Origin of the sequence: Emticicia aquatilis (assembly GCF_014644295.1) — a bacterium.
Taxonomy (GTDB): domain Bacteria; phylum Bacteroidota; class Bacteroidia; order Cytophagales; family Spirosomataceae; genus Emticicia; species Emticicia aquatilis.
Genome location: NZ_BMKK01000014.1, coordinates 69459 through 87252, shown reverse-complemented (window position 1 = coordinate 87252; position 17794 = coordinate 69459). Strand labels below are relative to the sequence as shown.

Annotated in this window: 17 protein-coding genes; 11 read left to right on the top strand and 6 right to left on the bottom strand. The window is 38.7% G+C overall.

Annotation, left to right across the window (positions count from 1 at the left end):
• The first annotated feature begins 169 nt into the window (after positions 1-169).
• On the top strand, positions 170-1621 hold the full coding sequence (gene pyk, locus IEX65_RS24595; RefSeq protein WP_188770418.1) for a pyruvate kinase: 1452 nt from the start codon (positions 170-172) through the stop codon (positions 1619-1621).
• 95 nt (positions 1622-1716) lie between these two features.
• Here pyk and IEX65_RS24590 read toward each other — a convergent pair whose 3' ends face one another.
• Entirely contained in the window at positions 1717-2493 is a 777-nt protein-coding gene (locus IEX65_RS24590; protein ID WP_188770416.1) for a hypothetical protein, read from the bottom strand.
• Between the two features lie 205 nt (positions 2494-2698).
• Between IEX65_RS24590 and IEX65_RS24585 the strand changes: the two genes are divergently transcribed.
• Positions 2699-4051: an MATE family efflux transporter gene (locus IEX65_RS24585; RefSeq protein ID WP_188770414.1), complete on the top strand. Its 1353-nt coding sequence runs from the start codon at positions 2699-2701 to the stop codon at positions 4049-4051.
• A 35-nt stretch (positions 4052-4086) separates the two neighbouring features.
• The gene (gene rnhB, locus IEX65_RS24580; RefSeq protein ID WP_188770412.1) at positions 4087-4695 is read left to right on the top strand and encodes a ribonuclease HII; all 609 of its coding nucleotides are present in this window, start codon (positions 4087-4089) and stop codon (positions 4693-4695) included.
• Here rnhB and IEX65_RS24575 read toward each other — a convergent pair.
• Both IEX65_RS24575 and IEX65_RS24570 read right to left on the bottom strand, forming a co-directional pair.
• Positions 4667-5515 (bottom strand): sugar phosphate isomerase/epimerase family protein, encoded by an 849-nt coding sequence (locus tag IEX65_RS24575; RefSeq protein ID WP_188770410.1) that lies wholly within the window; start codon positions 5513-5515, stop codon positions 4667-4669. The genes rnhB and IEX65_RS24575 overlap by 29 nt on opposite strands.
• 173 nt (positions 5516-5688) lie before the next feature.
• A complete protein-coding gene (locus tag IEX65_RS24570) occupies positions 5689-6468 on the bottom strand; it encodes a TIGR00266 family protein (protein ID WP_188770408.1) in 780 nt (259 codons plus the stop codon).
• 176 nt (positions 6469-6644) lie between these two features.
• On the opposite strand from IEX65_RS24570, the gene IEX65_RS24565 reads away from it, so the two are divergent.
• Complete coding sequence (locus tag IEX65_RS24565; protein ID WP_188770406.1) at positions 6645-7052, top strand: hypothetical protein; 408 nt, start codon at positions 6645-6647, stop codon at positions 7050-7052.
• A 79-nt stretch (positions 7053-7131) separates the two neighbouring features.
• Here the strand turns inward: IEX65_RS24565 and IEX65_RS24560 are convergent, their stop codons facing one another.
• The gene (locus tag IEX65_RS24560) at positions 7132-7437 is read right to left on the bottom strand and encodes a YtxH domain-containing protein (protein WP_188770403.1); all 306 of its coding nucleotides are present in this window, start codon (positions 7435-7437) and stop codon (positions 7132-7134) included.
• A 120-nt stretch (positions 7438-7557) separates the two neighbouring features.
• Between IEX65_RS24560 and IEX65_RS24555 the strand changes: the two genes are divergently transcribed.
• Both IEX65_RS24555 and IEX65_RS24550 read left to right on the top strand, forming a co-directional pair.
• The gene (locus IEX65_RS24555; RefSeq protein WP_188770402.1) at positions 7558-8226 is read left to right on the top strand and encodes a YdcF family protein; all 669 of its coding nucleotides are present in this window, start codon (positions 7558-7560) and stop codon (positions 8224-8226) included.
• Positions 8227-8324: 98 nt separating this feature from the next.
• Positions 8325-8987, top strand: coding sequence for a hypothetical protein (locus IEX65_RS24550; protein WP_188770400.1), 663 nt, complete (start codon positions 8325-8327; stop codon positions 8985-8987).
• Here IEX65_RS24550 and IEX65_RS24545 read toward each other — a convergent pair.
• On the bottom strand, positions 8984-9346 hold the full coding sequence (locus IEX65_RS24545) for a CoA-binding protein (RefSeq protein ID WP_188770398.1): 363 nt from the start codon (positions 9344-9346) through the stop codon (positions 8984-8986). The genes IEX65_RS24550 and IEX65_RS24545 overlap by 4 nt on opposite strands.
• A gap of 47 nt (positions 9347-9393) precedes the next feature.
• The gene (locus tag IEX65_RS24540; RefSeq protein ID WP_188770396.1) at positions 9394-10272 is read right to left on the bottom strand and encodes a DNA-3-methyladenine glycosylase family protein; all 879 of its coding nucleotides are present in this window, start codon (positions 10270-10272) and stop codon (positions 9394-9396) included.
• Positions 10273-10710: 438 nt separating this feature from the next.
• On the opposite strand from IEX65_RS24540, the gene IEX65_RS24535 reads away from it, so the two are divergent.
• From IEX65_RS24535 to IEX65_RS24515, 5 genes are all read left to right on the top strand, one after another.
• Positions 10711-11955, top strand: coding sequence for a c-type cytochrome (locus tag IEX65_RS24535; RefSeq protein ID WP_188770394.1), 1245 nt, complete (start codon positions 10711-10713; stop codon positions 11953-11955).
• 82 nt (positions 11956-12037) lie between these two features.
• Complete coding sequence (locus tag IEX65_RS24530; protein ID WP_188770392.1) at positions 12038-15091, top strand: TAT-variant-translocated molybdopterin oxidoreductase; 3054 nt, start codon at positions 12038-12040, stop codon at positions 15089-15091.
• A 64-nt stretch (positions 15092-15155) separates the two neighbouring features.
• Positions 15156-16535 carry an NrfD/PsrC family molybdoenzyme membrane anchor subunit gene (gene nrfD, locus IEX65_RS24525; protein WP_188770390.1) on the top strand — a complete coding sequence of 460 codons (1380 nt, stop codon included), beginning with the start codon at positions 15156-15158 and terminating at the stop codon, positions 16533-16535.
• Between the two features lie 27 nt (positions 16536-16562).
• The gene (locus tag IEX65_RS24520; protein WP_188770387.1) at positions 16563-17084 is read left to right on the top strand and encodes a DUF3341 domain-containing protein; all 522 of its coding nucleotides are present in this window, start codon (positions 16563-16565) and stop codon (positions 17082-17084) included.
• Between the two features lie 34 nt (positions 17085-17118).
• Positions 17119-17733: a c-type cytochrome gene (locus IEX65_RS24515; protein ID WP_188770385.1), complete on the top strand. Its 615-nt coding sequence runs from the start codon at positions 17119-17121 to the stop codon at positions 17731-17733.
• Positions 17734-17794: the final 61 nt, after the last annotated feature.

The following is a 17794-nucleotide window of genomic DNA, read 5'->3' as shown; positions in this document are numbered from 1 at the left end:
TTATAAAGATTTAACATAAACAATAATCAGATTTAAGTTATTGATAATCAATTTGTTAATTGTTTTTTCAAAAAACCTTCCTGCTTTCTGTTTTAAATATTCTGTAAATCTCGTCAATAGTTAGTATTTTTGCACAATTCCTAAGCCGAAGAAAAATTTTATTTCACCTATGCAAAGAAAAACCAAAATAGTAGCAACTGTCGGACCTGCTTCCGAAAGCGAAGAAATGTTATTGGCATTGGCAAAAGCTGGTGTAAATGTTTTCCGCTTGAACTTCTCTCACGGAACTCACGCCGACCACCAAACTCGTATCGACCGTATTCGTAAAATCAATAAAGAACATGGCTTCAAATGTGCCATCTTGCAAGATTTGCAAGGCCCTAAAATCAGAATTGGTCTGATGGAAAGCGGTAATGATGGCGTTGAAATTTTTGCAGGAAATCAACTAAGATTCGCCAGCGACGATATCGTTGGTAATGCCGAAAGAGTGAGTACACCTTACAAAGGTATGTACAACGACGTGAAGGTAGGCGAGAGAATCTTGATGGATGATGGAAAGTTAGAAGTAAAAGTAATAGGTAAAGATGGCACCGATGTAATCACAGAAGTGGTTTATGGTGGTCTTTTGAAACAAAAGAAAGGTGTAAACCTTCCAAATACTAATATCTCTCAGCCATCAGTAACTGATAAAGATTGGGAAGATTTGAAATTTGGTTTGGCAAATGATGTTGACTGGGTTGCTCTTTCGTTTGTGCGTACTGCCGAAGAAATCCAAGAGATTCAGAAATATATCAAAGAACAAGGCAAAACTGCGAAAGTAATTGCAAAGGTTGAAAAACCAGAAGCAATTGTGAACATGGAGGCTATCGTAAACGCCAGTGATGCAATTATGGTTGCTCGTGGCGATTTGGGTGTTGAACTTCCATCAGAAGATGTGCCGATGATTCAGAAGCGTTTGGTTGAGATGTCGAATTTGGCCGCTAAGCCAGTTATCGTGGCAACTCAGATGCTCGAAAGCATGATTGATAGCCCACGCCCAACTCGTGCGGAAGTAGGTGATGTTGCCAATGCCGTATTAGATGGAGCTGATGCAGTTATGCTTAGTGCCGAAAGTGCATCGGGAAAATATCCGATTTTGGCAGTTGAGACAATGGTAAACACGATTGTGAAAGTGGAAGAATTGGCTGATGAGAAAAAACTCTATTTCCGTCACCATACACGTGTAACCGAAGATACTTATGAGTCGAAAGAGAAAGAAAACGATAACGTGGTAATGACGGCTTGTCGTTTGGCTCGTGACTTGAAAGTAAAAGCTATTATTGGTATTACTAACTCGGGTTATACGGCTGTTCGTTTATCACACCACCGCCCGAAAGCGAGTTTGTTTATCTTTACCAACAACGAAAAACTATCAACACAATTGAGTCTTTATTCAGGCGTGAAGGTTTTTGTAGTAGATACAATGAAAGGCAAAAACGTTGAACAAGTGGTTGATACTATCAAAGATTTCTTGATTGCAGAAGGTGAATTACAAAAAGGAGATTTGTTTATCAATACTTTGAGTTTACCATTACAAGATAATAACCGTACGAATACTGTGAAGTTGAGTAAGGTTGAGTAAGCCCCCAGCCCCTAAAGGGGAGCTAAAACTAAAAAAGCCTTTTTCGCATGAGAAAAAGGCTTTTTTTATGAAATATGAGAAATAGAAACTCCCCTTTAGGGGCGGGGGGCCTTTTTCAACAACATCAGCGGCATACCTTGTTTATAAACAGGTTTTTCGTCTTCATCATTGATTTGTTTTAATTCAAAAATCGTTATCGAATCTCCTTTTGAGCGGAAGCCATACATATCTGATTTGTCTTTTTTACCTAAGAAAATCACATCCCCGTCTTCGTTTGCTACGCAATCTCCGTTCACACAAACTGTGTAATTATCGTATTTATCCCAGCCTTTGATTGTGCCGAACCTACTAAACTCGCCCGATTTTTGGGTCGAAAGGTGTTCATAAATATCCCATTTTCCTTCAAAAGTAGCTTTATTTACGGCCGAAGGAAAGGCAACTTTGGGTGTAAAGCTCTTATCAATCAAGCTACTATCAGCACGTACGAATCGGAAAACACGATTCAATTCTTTATCCGTAAATGTCAAAGTTTTGGTGCTTACCGAATATAGAATGTCAGTTCTATCATCTTGATTGAGTTTTAGACTGAGGGTATCGCCATGGCGTTTCATGGGTAAAGTCGCAAATTCAGCTTGACCGTTAAAGACCATAATAGAATCGCCTTTTGTATGGTCATAGATGAGTTCGGTGGCATAAAAAGTATAGTTTTCGGCCACATTTTTGGGTGAATGAGATGCTTCGAGAGCTTCGAGGTATTCTTGGTTGAGCCAATGTCCGTCAAGGTTTGTGGGGGCCGATGTTTCTTGTTTTGGAGTATTGCAAGCGTTTAGCAGCACACAAGCGACAAACGTAGGTAGGAGTAGTTTTTTCATTGAAAAAGGATAAAATGTAGGACAAAGTTAATGATAAGTGAATAGAAACAATTATTTCGCAATTTGTGTATTTGTAAAATACTGATAGTCAGTTGTTTATTCGTAATTCGTAAATCGAATAATTAGTCAATATTTCCGTCTGTGCTAATTCTTGAATAAAATTTTGCGACCTTTGTGGCCAACATTACACTTTATAGAAAATTCTATGCCGATTTTTTCACAACATTACCAAGATGAAATAAAGAAAACCTTTCTGTTGGCTTTGCCGATTGTCATTGCTCAGTTGGGCGTGGTCTTGATGGGGGTTACGGATAATATCATGGTAGGGCGATACATCGGGAAAATCGGACTTGGGTCGGCTGGAATTGCCAATTCTATGTCGTTTCTGATTGCTTCTATTGGCATGGGTGGACTTTCGGTGGTTGCTCCGCTGATTTCTAAGGCAAAAGCCGAGCGTAATGTTCCCGAAATTAATCGACTTTTTAGAGCTGGAATTAAAGTTTCGCTTTGGTTTAGTGTGATATTGGGTATTGTGGGCTTTGTTTGTATTTATTACTTTAGAATTTTCCAACAATCGCCCGAAATCAATGAGCAAGCCCCCGCTTTTATGGCGATTATCATCGTTTCAAATGCCTTTATGTTTGTTTTTGCGGCAGCCAAACAGCTTTCAGATGGCCTTTCACGCACCTATGTGGCCATGATGATCACGGTTTTTGGGTTAATCCTCAATCTGATTTTTAATATTGTGCTAATAAACGGCTATTTAGGTTTTCCGAAAATGGGTTTGCTTGGTTCGGCCGCTTCAACGCTTATTACCAGAATCTTGATGATGTTGGCTCTTTTGGCATATTTATTCAATACAAAAACCTTCAAAAAATACCTTCATGCAAAATATAAATCACTGCAAACCAACGATTTAGTGTTGATGATTTTTAAAATTGGTGTACCAAGTGGACTTCAATTTTTCTTCGAAATCGCAGCGTTTTCGTTGGCGGTAATCATGATGGGTTGGCTCGGCGAAAACCAGTTAGCTGCTCACCAAATTGCTATCAATGTGGCCTCGACAACCTACATGATGGCATCGGGTCTGGGCATTGCTGGCGGAATCAGAGTAGGCGAGGGACGAGGTCTAAAAAATGTACGTAAAATCAGATTTTCAGGGAATGTGGCTTTGCTTTTGGTAGTGATTTTCATGACAGCTATGATGTTGATAATTTTAGTCTTTAATCGCATTCTTGTTGAATTGTATATTGCTGATAATGAGGTGATTGTAATTGCTATGCGATTAATGATAGTAGCGGCTATTTTTCAATTGTCTGATGGTATTCAAGTGGTTTCGCTCGGTATTTTGCGTGGTATTGCCGATGTAAATATTCCGACTTGGATTACGATGTTTGCTTACTGGGTTATATCGTTGCCTTTGGGTTATCTGCTGGCTTTCAATTTCGATATGGATGCCATCGGTATTTGGTTCGGGCTTTTGGCTGGACTCACGGCATCGGCAGTTTTACTTACCGTTCGTTTTTATTATTTGATTAAGAAAATGAGATTGGAGTAGTATAAAAATTACTCATTCATTCACTCATTAGATTTATGCTCCGTTCGTACTATAATATTGATGCCATAGAGGCAGGGCTTGATGAAGCTGGCCGAGGTTGTTTGGCTGGGCCAGTAGTGGCTGCTGCCGTAATTTTACCTAAAGATTATACGCACGAGTGGCTCAATGATTCTAAACAACTGAATCACCAGCAACGAGAAAAACTAAGACTTGAAATTGAGCGGGATGCCATTGCTTTTGCAGTTGCCGAGGCTTCAAACGAAGAAATCGACCAAATAAACATCTTAAAAGCCAGTTTCTTGGCCATGCACCGAGCGGTTGATGACTTAAATCTTCGCCCCGAGCATTTATTGATTGACGGGAATCGTTTTACTCCTTATCCACTGATTCCGCATACTTGTATCGTAAAAGGAGATGCGAAGTTTTTATCTATTGCAGCGGCCTCAATTTTGGCAAAAACCTATCGAGATGATTTAATGGTAAAACTCGCTTCCGAATTCCCACATTATCGTTGGGAACAAAATGCGGGTTATCCAACGCCATTTCACAAAAAAGCGATAAAAGAGCATGGTTTCACGCCCTTTCATCGCCTTACATTTCGTAGTGAAATTAATCCTAAAACTTCAAGTCCTTCAAGTAAATAGCATCGCTTTTCATACTTTCGATTGGCCCAACAGGATATTGCTCTTGTTCAACCAAGAAATACTTGATTCCGCTATCTTTTGCCGCACGAAGTAAGCCTTTATAGTCGATTATTCCAGAAGCAAGGTCAGTTTGCTGAGGTTTTGGGTCTTTCGTCGCAAGCTGTTTGATATGACAAAGCTCGTAGCGATTGCCGTATTGTTTCAAATGCTCAATACTATTTTCGCCTGCTGCTTCGCTCCAGCACATATCTAACTCAAAACATACGATTGATGGGTCGGTATTTTCGAGCAAAATTCTTTGTCCTTTGATACCGTTGGCATTTTGAAAAGAGTAGGCATGATTATGATAACCATAACGCAAACCATATTTTTTACAGATTTCACCATTTTTGGTAAATGCTTCGGCTTTTTGTTTCCAAGCATCAGCCGATGGCTGCATTCCGATAGCTGGACAAATCACGTATTTCAAGCCCCCTTCTGCACATTTGGCTATCATTTCTTCATTAGTATCAGGTAAACCCAAGTGTGTACTTACCATTTTTACACCAATATCACCTAAATATGCTTTTGCATCTTTTGGTGCCATACCCCAGAATGGGTCTTTCGAGTAGCTTTCAAAATATTTATAACCCATATCAGCCAATTGCTTCATGTAGTTTTTAGGGTTTTTCGGAAGTACATCACGGATGCTGTAAAGTTGACAACCAAACTGTTTTAGAGTTCCACGAAGTGTTCCTTTAGCTTGCAAATCATTGGTTATAAATGCTAAAGCGGCCAATGAAGCCGATTGTTGCAAGAATTTTCTGCGATTGATAATCATTGTCGTAATTTAAGGTTGAGTTAAAAAGAGGAAGCAATTTAGTAGATTTATTATAGATAATTGTTAGTTCTGAAAATAAAAATAGCAGCCTATTACTAAGCTGCTATTAACTTTTCTCCATAGCAATGGGTTTGCAAACTCATCGCTATGGAGAAAAGGAGAATATTTGTTTTTTACCCCTCAAACAAGCTGCCCAAACCGCCCAAAACTGAGCCGCTTTCTTTGGTAGCATTTCCACCATAAGGAGAAAGACGTTGAATGAGTTTAGAAATTGGTAATGACTGAATCCAAACTTTTCCTGTGCCACGAAGTGTCGCCAAGAAGATACCTTCACCACCAAAAACCATTGATTTTAAACTTCCCGAACGCTCAATATCAAATTGAAGTTGCGGCTCGAAACCAACTACGCACCCAGTGTCAATTCTTAGTGTTTCGTTGTTAAGTTGACGCTCAATAACAACGCCCCCCGAGTGAATAAATGCCATACCATCGCCTTGTATTTTTTCGAGAATGAATCCTTCGCCACCGAAGAAACCAGCACCGAGACGTTGGTTGAAGTGAATCGAGATGCTCGTACCCATTGCCGCACACAAAAACGCATCTTTTTGTACGATGAGTGTATTACCCATAATTTTGGCTAAATCAACGGCTTTGATTGTACCAGGATACGGAGCGGCAAAAGCCACTTTACGCTTGATATTTGAGCGGTTAGTGAAGTGAGTCATAAAAATTGACTCGCCCATCAATACTCTACTACCAGCTTGCATCAATTTACCAAAAAGGCTTTGTTGTGGCTGCGAGCCATCGCCCATTTTGGTTTCAAACATGATTCCGTCTTCCATGAAGAGCATTGAGCCTGCTTCTGCAATAACGGTTTCGTTTGGGTCAAGTTCTATTTCGACGATTTGAATATCTTCGCCAAAGATTTGGTAGTCAATTTCGTGAGAACGCATGGAATTAATTGAGTTTTAGATTTGATGAAACGAAGATAGAAGTTATACCGAAATCTATCAAAAAAATCTACACAAATGAGGGCAAGCCAATGAAGAAAGGTTATTTTTGAAAAAAAATGATTTTGCTCCAACCTTTTGGTATAGAAATGTATCTAAGTATAAAAATCAAAAATACGATGAAAAATATAATAGCCGCTTTCCTTTTAGTTTTTTCGGCCTGTACAAAAGAAGAAGTCGAAGTTGCACAAACGCCACTTGCCTCAAAAGTCGAACTTAGTTTCGATACCGAATTAGCCTACCAAGAAGGTGTAAAAATCAAAGTTACAAAAGTAGAAGATAGCCGCTGTCCGCAAGGTACCACTTGCATTTGGGCAGGAATGGCAAAGGTTTTCTTTACGATTACAGATAAGGGTATCTCGAAAAATTCTTCGGTTGATTTTGAATCAAAACCTATCAAAACAACAGTTGATTTGGGTGGAGTAAAATACGAAGTAGAAGTTTCGGATGTGTTGCCCTATCCTAAAGGTGCTACCGAAATCAATCAGAAAGACTATAAAGTGAGTGTAACTGTGAAAAAACTGTAGGACAGATTTGTAATCTGTCATTGTCTGCGTAGAATACGTAGAAATAAAAAGGGCGAAGTCAGAACTTCGCCCTACAAATTTATACTTTTGGCTCTTCGGTAGCTGGTGTTTCGGTTGCCACCTTTGCTTTTCCGAATAATTCCTGCAAAAATGCTTCTGCATCTGGGAAACTGTCTTTCAAGGCAGTTGTAGCTTCGGTTTTTAGTTTTTCAAAATATTCTGGAGCTTTATCAATGGCTTGTTCGGCTTCATCTTTAAACTGCCCAGCTTTGATTTTTAAATCTGCTAAAGCTTTTTCTCCTTCTTCGGTTTGTAAATATTTATTAAGTGCTACGCCCGCCGCTGCTCCGAGTACGAATGTTGCTAAATGTTTTGCGTTGACCATTTTAGTAAATGTTGTTTTATGTGTTTAATGCTGAATCTCTGACGAAATTCATGCCCGAAAGTATCAAACTTTATTGACTAATAATTGATAATTTTGCCGATTGGTAAATTTTATACGCAAATGGACGAAAACCTTGTTGACTATTACGCAGAGCTTCTCTACGATTATCATTTCTTGAAACAACCCTTACAAAAAGCCGATGCCATTTTTGTTTTGGGTAGCCATGACCCCAGTGTAGCTGACTATGCAGTAGAATTATATAAAGAAGGCTGGGCTAATTACATTATATTTTCGGGTGGAGTGGTTCGGCCCGTCGGAGAACTCCGAAACCAAACTCCAAAATCAGAAGCAGATGCTTTTTTTGATATTGCCGTAAAAGCGGGTGTACCTGCCGACGTCATTATACTCGACAACGAAGCCACAAACACAGGCGAGAATTTTTCGTGTACGAGAAAGGTTTTGAAAGAAAAAGGCTTCGATTTTCAGAACTTTATTTTGGTTCAGAAGCCTTATATGGTGCGTCGAACCTATGCAACGGCTTTGGTTCAATTTTCGGAGTTTAAATTCATTTCAACTGCCAAACCCGATTCTTATGCCCAGTACATTGCTCGATGTATCGAAAACAATATTAGTAAAGAACGGGTAATCAGTAACATGACGGGCGATTTACAACGCCTAAAAATTTATCCAGAAAAAGGATTCTTGGCAGCGATGGAAATTCCAGAAAATGTATGGGATGCTTACGAAAAACTCATCTTCATGGGTTTTGAAGGACGAATGGCTAATTAGTTAAAGAGAAGTTTTTTCATAATAATTTGATTTTTAATGTTTTAGTGATAGTTTTAATGAAAAAAACACAATTAATTCATCCAAAAATCTTTCAACTTATGAAAACCTACACATTCTTGTTATTTCAACTAATAGTATTTACAGTTCTTGGTCAAAACGAAAAACCTTCAATTAAAGGAGATAATGACGTTTGTGCAGGGGCAAAAGCAACCTACAGCTACACAATTGCCGATAAGAGTATAAAATTTAAAGATTGGGTTTTACCAGAAGGGGCCGAAAAAGTATCTGAAAATAAAAATAAAGTTACTGTACAGTTTGCCAAAGATGGAAGTTACGAGCTCAAAGCCATTTTTATTTCGGAAGACAATGCCCTTAGTAGCCAAACGTTTAATGTAGCGGTGAAAGAACAACCAAAAATTAGCATTGCAGGATTAGACAGAGTTTATTCAAAATCTGATAACGTTTTTAAAGCAAGTCCAAGTTCAGATGGTGATGTATTTACTTGGTCGGTTTATCTTTCACAAGGCAGTACCGACCTTTTACATGGAAATTTGGGTGTTACTGCAAAAAACTTTGAAGATGCCGTGATGTATTCTTATCCAAACAAATCGTCAATTATGCTTGATTTTAGAAGACCAGGTATTTACGAATTAAAAGTTTTTAGTAAAAGTAAAAATGGTTGCGAAAGCCCAGTTCAAACAAAAACAATTAAAGCTTACTTGGCACCAGAAAATCGAGTTTTGACATCAAATATGCCTTAATATTGCCCCGTAGCAAGCATTACGAGCGTACATGCTTCAATCGGTTCGATACCTTTTTCGGTCAGAAAATCCTCAAATGTAGGATTTTCTGTACCGGGATTGAAAATCACTCTTCGAGGCTTTAGGTCGGCCACATAATCAAAATATTCACTTTGCCTTTGTGGATTCACATAAAGCGTAACCGTATCTATATCTTCAAATTTCTCTTTTTCGGTATTTATTTCTTTTCCAGCAACAACTCCTTCTTTTACACCTAAAAGCTCAATTTCGTGTTTGTGGCTCACCAATCGGTTGGCTGCTAAATACGAATATCTACTTGGGTCGGTTGATGCTCCTATAACTAATGTTTTCTTTGCCATTTTTCAGAATGTTTCTGCTCTAAAAATCCTATTTTCTGAAAATTAGTTCAACCCAACAACGAATGCCAAAAATAGAATGTAGCATACCCTCGCCAACCTTTCCATTTTTCGGCCATTTGGTTCAATTCTTTAATAGTTGGCTTTGCCGTTAAACCATATTGTGTTTTCACGGCATTGTGCAGTCCTACATCTTCTACCGGAAAAGCATCATAGTTTTTTAGACTTTTCATCATAGAATAATTCGCCGTCCAGTTACCAATACCTTTTATCTTTACCAATTTTTCTTTCACTTCTTCGAATGATAATTTTCTCAAAGCTTCTTGCGACAAATTCCCTTCGGCAAACTCTCGTGATACATTTAATATATATTGAGCTTTGCTTCTACTAAATTGAAGTGGTTGAAAATCTTCGATAGTCAAATTAGCGAGTCTTTCGGGAGTAGGCAAAGCATAAAAACTTTCATTCTCAAAGAGAATTTTTTGACCAAAATTATGCACCAAGCGTTCTTTCAACGAATAAGCGAAATTGAGGTTAATCTGCTGACCAATAATTGACCAAATCAACGATTCAAACAAATCGGGCATCCCAATCATACGAAGCCCATGAAACTTTTCACAGAGATTTGCCAACACTTCATCGGTTTGTACTGTTTTATAGAAGAGGTCTAAGTTTGCCTCCAAATCGAACCAATCATTGACGTAATTTTTTATTAAATCCACATTTTTCTGACTTTTATCTTCAGAGTGGATTGATATTTGCAAGCAAGAATCGAAGGAAATAGAGAATAGAATCAAAGCATTCTCGTTGGAGATAACCTTGAATATTTCTCTACCACGAAGCGTATGTAAACATTCTTTTTCGTTACGAGAAAGAAACTTTATTATTTGGTCAAAATTAAATTCTTTTGGGGTAAAAAGCTCAATCATTTGGTGTTGAAAATGGAGTCAAGTTGCAATCTAACCGAAATAATTTTAAAAAATAATCCGTATTTTGCTAATTGGTCAAAATCGCTGTCAGAAGGGCTAAAAAAGAAGTTTATTCCTTTATGTTTGCAAAGAAAGGGCTTATACTTTACCTTTGTGGCATACGTATTCGATAAGTTTTTTCCAACACAGCAAAGACTTTATACGTTCCACATAAACAAATATTCTTGCTAAAATACCATTCCATAGTCAACTATGTATGTTGATTATTGAATGGTTTTTTGTTTTAATTACTTGATTATCAGGTTATTATGCGTTTATTTAAAATAATTCTAAATTACTGTAAGCTATAAAAAAAATAACAAAACCTATTTGATAGAAAACAATAGTAGCGTAGTTTTGCAGTCTGAAAAAGTAGGAATACTACATTTATATATAAATATGATTCGTAAATTTTATAAGTCAATTTTAGCTCTTGCTGTTGCTGTAAGCATTTCCGTTGGTTATGTAGCAGCACAAGATAGTACTTCTACTGCAGCCGCAGCACCAGCTGGTGGTGGCGATGTAGCAAAGGGAGAAGAGTTATTTAAGAATAACTGTGCACAGTGTCATGCTGCTACAGCTGAGGTTGTAGTTGGGCCTGGTTTGGCGGGTATCGAAGAGCGTCGAGACTATGCTTGGATTAAGAAGTGGATTAACAATCCAATGGGAGTGGTTGCCAGTGGCGATAAATACGCTAACGAACTTTACAATAAGTTTAACAAAACCCAAATGACCGCTTTTGGTGCATTTGGTGATGCAGAAGTAAAAGCAATCTTAGCTTATGTTAAAAGTGCAGGTGCTCCAGCAGTAGCTGCTCCAACAGGAGGTTCTTCAACAACGACAGCTCCAGCAGAAACAGGTGGTGGTAAATTTATCAATGTTATCTTAGTAGCATTGTTAGTTATCATGGGTCTTGTTTTGGTAGCATTACTTGGTATCCTACAATTATTAAATAAATTGTCAGGTGCTGATGCAGGTTCGGCAGATGCGTCTCTTTCTTTCGGAGAGAAACTCCAAGCAGGATTAAAGAATGTTGCAGCTAACAAAACTGTTCGTTCGGCAATCGTTTGGGCATTTATCTTGCTCGCAACTAAAGCTACTTTCGATGGTATGTACGGAATCGGTGTTCACCAAGGATACGCTCCAAAACAACCAATCGCTTTCTCTCACAAATTGCACGCTGGTGAAATGAAAATCAACTGTGCATATTGTCACACGGGTGTATATAAAGGAAAACAATCAGGTATTCCTTCTGCCAATATCTGTATGAACTGTCACAATGCTATCAAACGTGAATCACCAGAAATCCAAAAGATTTACACTGCAATCGAAACTAATAAGCCAATTGAGTGGGTACGTGTGCACAACTTGCCAGACTTAGCTTATTTCAACCACGCACAACACACAAACGTTGGTGGTTTAGAGTGTAAAAACTGTCACGGAGAAATTGAGAAGATGGAAGTTGTTCAACAACGCTCTACACTTACAATGGGCTGGTGTATCGACTGTCACCGTAAGACAGAAGTTAATGGCAAAGACAATGGCTACTATACCAAGTTAATGGAAGCTCACAAAGCAGTTAGCAAAGGAGCCATGAAGGTTCAAGATAACGGTGGTTTAGAGTGTGCTAAATGTCACTACTAATACCAATCAATATCAATTATATTTTTATTCTGAAGAAAGTTCATAACATTAAATAAAAGTTCCTATCAGGAATTAGGATACTATGGAGAATACTAATAAAAAGTATTGGAAAGGGGTTGAGGAGTTGAAAAACGACATTGGGTTTGTAAAAAATGCCAATCGTGAATTTAATTTAGATGACATCGAAACTGTCGAGCCTACTCACCGCCGTGACTTCTTGAAAGTGTTAGGCTTTAGTGTAGCAGCAGTATCATTGGCTGCTTGCGATGCACCTGTTCGTAAGGCAATCCCTTACTTGAATAAGCCAGAAAGCGTAGAGCCAGGTATTCCAAACTGGTACGCATCGACTTACTCAGAAGGTGGTGAATATTGCAGTATCTTAGTAAAAACACGTGAAGGTCGTCCGATTAAAATAGAAGGTAATAAACTTTCATCTATTACAAAAGGTGCAGTAAATGCAAGAGTACACGCTTCAGTATTGAGCTTGTATGATAACGAAAAATTGAAAGGACCGAAAAAAGGCTCTTCTGATATAAAGTGGGAAGAATTAGATAAGGAAATCGTTGCTGCTTTAGCAAAAGGCGGTAATATCCGTATCGTATCAAACACAATTCTTTCTCCAACTACAAAGAAAGTAATCGCAGATTTCGCTGCAAAATACCCAACTGCAAAGCACATTACGTATGATGCAAACTCATCTTACGCAATTGTTCAAGCAAATGCTGAGTCTTTTGGCCAAGCAGTTATCCCTTCTTATGATTTCAGCAAAGCAAATGTAATCGTTGGTATCAACGCCGATTTCTTAGGAACTTGGATTGCCCCAAATACATTTGCTGGTCAATGGGCCGCAACTCGTAAATTGAGCAGTGGCAAAAATGGCAAACGCACAATGTCTCGTCATTACCAATTCGAAACTGGTTTGACAATCACTGGTGCATCTGCCGATTATAGAGGAATGATTAAGCCTTCACAAGAAGGTGCAGTTGCTTTAGCATTATACAATAAAGTAGCAGCAGCTTTAGGTGGTAAAACTACTACTGGTGGAGCGGTTGAAACGCAAAACTTAGATAAGTGTGCAAAAGACCTTATCGCTGCAAAAGGTGCTGCTTTAGTTGTTTCGGGTTCAAATGACCCTGCTGTACAAACTATCGTTAATGCTTTGAATAGCTTATTGGGTAGCTACGGTACAACTATCGACTTAGGTACACCAGTAAATTATCGTCAAGGTAATGATGCTGAAATGACAGCATTCATCAATGAAGTGAAAGGTGGACAAGTTAGCACAGTAATCTTCTTATCTAACCCAGTATATGACCACCCGAGAGGTGCAGAGTTAGGTGAAGCATTATCAAAAGTGGCAACTTCGGTTTCATTCGCTGACCGTGCCGACGAAACAGCTTCAAAATGTAAATATATCGCTCCAGCTCCTCATTATTTAGAGTCTTGGAATGATGCAGAACCTAAAAAAGGTTTCTTCTCACTTACACAGCCAACAATCTCTTTGATTTTCGATACTCGTCAACCACAATCAAGCTTATTAACATGGGCTGGTTTGAATAGCGATTATCATGCTTACTTGAAATCAAACTGGAGTAAAAATATCCTTAGTGGAAAATCTTGGGTACAAGCATTGCACGATGGCGTATATGAGCCAGCTGCTGGTGCTACGGCTTCAGGAGCAAGCTTCGCAGGAAATGTTGATGCAGCCGCTGCTTCAATTGCTAAAGTAAAAGGTGCAGGTATCGAGGTATCTATCTTCGAATCAGTAGCAATCGGTACAGGTTTGCAAGCAAATAACCCTTGGTTGCAAGAAATGCCAGACCCAATTTCAAAAGTTACTTGGGAGAACACAATTGCAGTTTCACAAAAAACAGCAACTGAATTAGGCATCGCTCAAGGTGATTGGGCAAAAGTTACTGTTGGTGGAAAATCAATCGAGCTTCCAGTATTGATTCAACCAGGCCAAGCAAACGGAACGATTTCAGTTGCTTTAGGCTATGGCCGCACAGCTGCTGGTAAAGCAGGTAATACTGGCGAAAATGTTTTCCCTTGGATTACTAACGGTCAGTATTTTGCAAACGATGCGAAAATCGAAAAAACAAAAGACGGATATACATTAGCTCAAACTCAAACTCAAAATACAATCATGGGCCGTACGGCTGTTGTACAAGAGTCAGTTTTGGGTGAATACGTAAAAGATGTGAAAGCTGGACGTTTCGAACCAAAAATCGAAACTTCAGAGGGTGAAAAGACACCTTATCAAATCACACTCTGGAATGGTCACGAAAAGAAAAACCACAGCTGGGGAATGGTTATTGACCTAAACAGCTGTACAGGTTGTGGTTCATGTTTGGTAAGTTGCCAAGCTGAAAATAACGTGGCTGTAGTTGGTAAAGCTGAGGTTGCACGTGCGAGAGAGATGCACTGGATTCGTATCGACCGTTATTATAGCTCAGAAATGGGTCATGATGAGGCTTTAGCAGAAAAAGGTATCATCGGTGGGTACAGAGAGTTAGAAATTGCTGCTGAAAATCCAGAGGTTGTATTCCAACCAATGATGTGCCAACACTGTTCTAATGCTCCTTGTGAGACTGTTTGTCCTGTATTGGCTACTACTCACAGTTCTGAAGGTCTAAACCAAATGACTTATAACCGTTGTATCGGTACTCGTTATTGTGCCAACAACTGTCCATATAAAGTACGTCGTTTCAACTGGTTCAAATACTTCGAAAACGATAATTTCGATTATCACATGAATAGCGACTTAGGTCGTATGGTATTGAATCCAGACGTAACTGTTCGTTCTCGTGGGGTAATTGAGAAGTGTTCGATGTGCGTTCAACGTATCCAAGCTGGTAAATTAACAGCGAAGAAAGAGCGTCGTCGTCCGATAGATGGAGAAATCCAAACAGCTTGTTCGCAATCATGTCCAACAAATGCAATTACATTTGGAGATATGCTTGATGAAAATTCTGAAATCTCAAAAACTTTAGCGGTTGAGAAAGAAGGACGTGCTTTCAACGTATTGGAAGAAATCAACGTTCAGCCACAGATGAGCTACTTGACAAAAATCCGTAACAAGGATGGCGTTGCAAAAGCGGCTCATGCTGAGAAAAAAGAAGCACACCACTCGTAAGATTGAGGGGTAGATAAAGGTTAAAATAAGAAAATTAAAATAAATATCTCAAAAGAATAAAACTATGCACGTAGTTTCACCAATAAGAGAAACTTTAGTACTTAATGGTAAGTCTTACCACGATGTAACTGAAGATATTTGTAAGCAGGTTGAGGGAAAACCAACCAAAGAGTGGAAAATCGTTTTCGGAATTTCAGTATTAGTACTCCTTTATGGTGCTGCTTGGGTATTCTGGACATGGTGGGAAGGTCTTGGTGTTTGGGGTCTCAATAAAACAGTAGGTTGGGCGTGGGATATCACCAACTTCGTATGGTGGGTAGGTATCGGTCACGCTGGTACACTTATCTCTGCGGTATTGTTATTATTCCGTCAAAAATGGAGAACATCTATCAACCGTGCTGCTGAAGCGATGACAATCTTTGCCGTTATTTGTGCGGCGTCATTTATCGTAATGCACATGGGGCGTCCTTGGTTAGCATATTTTGCTCTTCCATTACCAAATACTTTTGGTTCATTGTGGGTAAACTTCAACTCTCCATTGGTTTGGGACGTATTTGCTATCTCGACATATTTCTCAGTATCATGTCTATTCTGGTACATTGGTTTAATTCCAGATTTAGCAACTATCCGTGACCGTGCAACAGGTGTTCGTAAGAAAGTTTACGGTGCTTTAGCTATCGGCTGGACTGGTGGAGCAAGAGCTTGGGCAAGATACGAAGACGTTTCTTTGATTTTGGCAGGTTTGTCAACACCACTCGTACTTTCAGTACACACAATCGTATCTTTTGACTTTGCTACTTCGGTAATTCCGGGATGGCACACAACAATCTTCCCTCCATACTTCGTTGCGGGTGCTATCTTCTCTGGTTTTGCAATGGTTCAAAACTTGATGTTGGTGACAAGAGTTGTGTATAAAATGGAAGATTACGTAACGATGGAACACATCTCTTTGATGAATAAAATCATTACTCTTACAGGTTCTGTTGTTGGTATCGCTTATATCACTGAGTTCTTTATCGCTGCTTACTCTGGCGTTGAATACGAACAATATGCTTTCATTAACCGTGCTACTGGTCCACTTTGGTGGTCATACTGGGCGATGATGACTTGTAACGTAATTTCTCCTCAGTTATTCTGGTTCAAGAAAATTCGTGAAAACATCCTTGTTTCTTTCGTAATGGCTGTTGTTGTAAATATCGGTATGTGGTTTGAGCGTTTTGTAATCATCGTAACTTCATTACACCGTGATTACTTACCATCAAGCTGGACGTACTTTACTCCACGTATGGGTGATATTTCTGACTATATTTTCTCTTTCGGTTTCTTCTTTACAGCTTTCTTCTTATTTGCTAAGTTCTTACCAGTTATCAACATGGCAGAGGTAAAATCTGTATTGAAATCATCATCTGAGAAGTACCCAGAAAAGAAGAAAACAACAGTTTAATAAAGATTTTTTAACCATTCATATAAAATGGCAGATAGCAAATATTTAGTAGGAGTTTTTGACGATGGCGATGAGTTATTACACGCAGTTGAAGACATAAGACACCAAGGTGTTAAAATTCATGAAGCATATACGCCTTTCGCTGTACACGGACTTGATAGAGCTTTAGGTTATAGCTTCCCGAGAATGGGGGTTGCCGCTTTCTTGTTCGGTTTGACAGGTACATGTTGTGCATTATTACTTACATTCTGGACAATGGGCGTTGATTGGCCGATTAACATTGGTGGAAAGAACTTTTTCCCTTTCCCAACTAACGTGCCGATTATGTTTGAGCTTACTGTCCTTTTAGCGGCATTTGGTATGTCATTTACATTCTTTTTCATGGAAGATATGGGTCCAACCGCTAAACCAATCATATTTGATGTTAGAAGTACAGATGATAAATTTGTAGTAGCTATTGACCTTGCTAAAAATAAATTATCAGAAGCTGAAATTTCAAAATTATTGAAAGAATCAGGTGCTTCAGAAGTAAATGTGAAAGAAGTATAACATTTATCTGTTTATCAATTCAAAGAATTCAAAAATGAAGGTTTCATTAAAAAATATTTCGCTTGCATTATCAATCGCAACTTTTTCTACGGTTGCCTTGACTTCTTGCAAAGATAATAATAGTACTGGTTGGGAATTTGCTCCTAATATGTACAACTCTCGTGCATACGAACCGTTGACACAATGGCGTGAAAATAACATCAATCCAGATGGTAAAAATATGCGTTCGCCAGTGGCAGGAACTGTTGCTCGTGCAAACTATAATACATCATTTGTGCAAGATGATAGTACGGTTGTAAATGATTTAATGGTTTATAACTTACCAAAAGATAGTATTGCAGTAGCAGAAGTAACATTGAAAAACCCAATTCCGTGGTCAGAAAAGGCAGAAGAAGAAGGCAAAGTGTTATATGAAAGAAACTGTCAACACTGTCATGGAGAGAAAGGTGCAGGTGATGGCCCAGTTGGAAAAGTTTACAAAGGGGTTCCAAACTACGCATCTGATGCTTACAAAAATATGAACGATGGACATATTTATCATGTAATTACTTTTGGAAAAGGACGTATGTGGTCACATGCTTCACAAGTAAATCCAGAAGAGCGTTGGAAAATCGTACACTACGTACATAGATTACAATTAGGTAACTAATATTTTAAATGCTATCCGCCGTAAAATGCGGAAAACCCTTAACTGGGCTAAGTATAAAGAT

Excerpts from the sequence above, each read along its gene's own strand:
- IEX65_RS24515 (WP_188770385.1), top strand. The coding sequence starts at position 17,119 with ATGAAGGTTTCATTAAAAAATATTTCGCTTGCATTATCAATCGCAACT.
- rnhB (WP_188770412.1), top strand. The coding sequence starts at position 4,087 with ATGCTCCGTTCGTACTATAATATTGATGCCATAGAGGCAGGGCTTGAT.
- IEX65_RS24535 (WP_188770394.1), top strand. The coding sequence starts at position 10,711 with ATGATTCGTAAATTTTATAAGTCAATTTTAGCTCTTGCTGTTGCTGTA.
- IEX65_RS24545 (WP_188770398.1), bottom strand. The coding sequence starts at position 9,346 with ATGGCAAAGAAAACATTAGTTATAGGAGCATCAACCGACCCAAGTAGA.
- IEX65_RS24540 (WP_188770396.1), bottom strand. The coding sequence starts at position 10,272 with ATGATTGAGCTTTTTACCCCAAAAGAATTTAATTTTGACCAAATAATA.
- IEX65_RS24575 (WP_188770410.1), bottom strand. The coding sequence starts at position 5,515 with ATGATTATCAATCGCAGAAAATTCTTGCAACAATCGGCTTCATTGGCC.
- IEX65_RS24585 (WP_188770414.1), top strand. The coding sequence starts at position 2,699 with ATGCCGATTTTTTCACAACATTACCAAGATGAAATAAAGAAAACCTTT.
- IEX65_RS24560 (WP_188770403.1), bottom strand. The coding sequence starts at position 7,437 with ATGGTCAACGCAAAACATTTAGCAACATTCGTACTCGGAGCAGCGGCG.
- IEX65_RS24530 (WP_188770392.1), top strand. The coding sequence starts at position 12,038 with ATGGAGAATACTAATAAAAAGTATTGGAAAGGGGTTGAGGAGTTGAAA.
- IEX65_RS24555 (WP_188770402.1), top strand. The coding sequence starts at position 7,558 with ATGGACGAAAACCTTGTTGACTATTACGCAGAGCTTCTCTACGATTAT.
- pyk (WP_188770418.1), top strand. The coding sequence starts at position 170 with ATGCAAAGAAAAACCAAAATAGTAGCAACTGTCGGACCTGCTTCCGAA.
- nrfD (WP_188770390.1), top strand. The coding sequence starts at position 15,156 with ATGCACGTAGTTTCACCAATAAGAGAAACTTTAGTACTTAATGGTAAG.
- IEX65_RS24590 (WP_188770416.1), bottom strand. The coding sequence starts at position 2,493 with ATGAAAAAACTACTCCTACCTACGTTTGTCGCTTGTGTGCTGCTAAAC.
- IEX65_RS24520 (WP_188770387.1), top strand. The coding sequence starts at position 16,563 with ATGGCAGATAGCAAATATTTAGTAGGAGTTTTTGACGATGGCGATGAG.
- IEX65_RS24565 (WP_188770406.1), top strand. The coding sequence starts at position 6,645 with ATGAAAAATATAATAGCCGCTTTCCTTTTAGTTTTTTCGGCCTGTACA.
- IEX65_RS24550 (WP_188770400.1), top strand. The coding sequence starts at position 8,325 with ATGAAAACCTACACATTCTTGTTATTTCAACTAATAGTATTTACAGTT.
- IEX65_RS24570 (WP_188770408.1), bottom strand. The coding sequence starts at position 6,468 with ATGCGTTCTCACGAAATTGACTACCAAATCTTTGGCGAAGATATTCAA.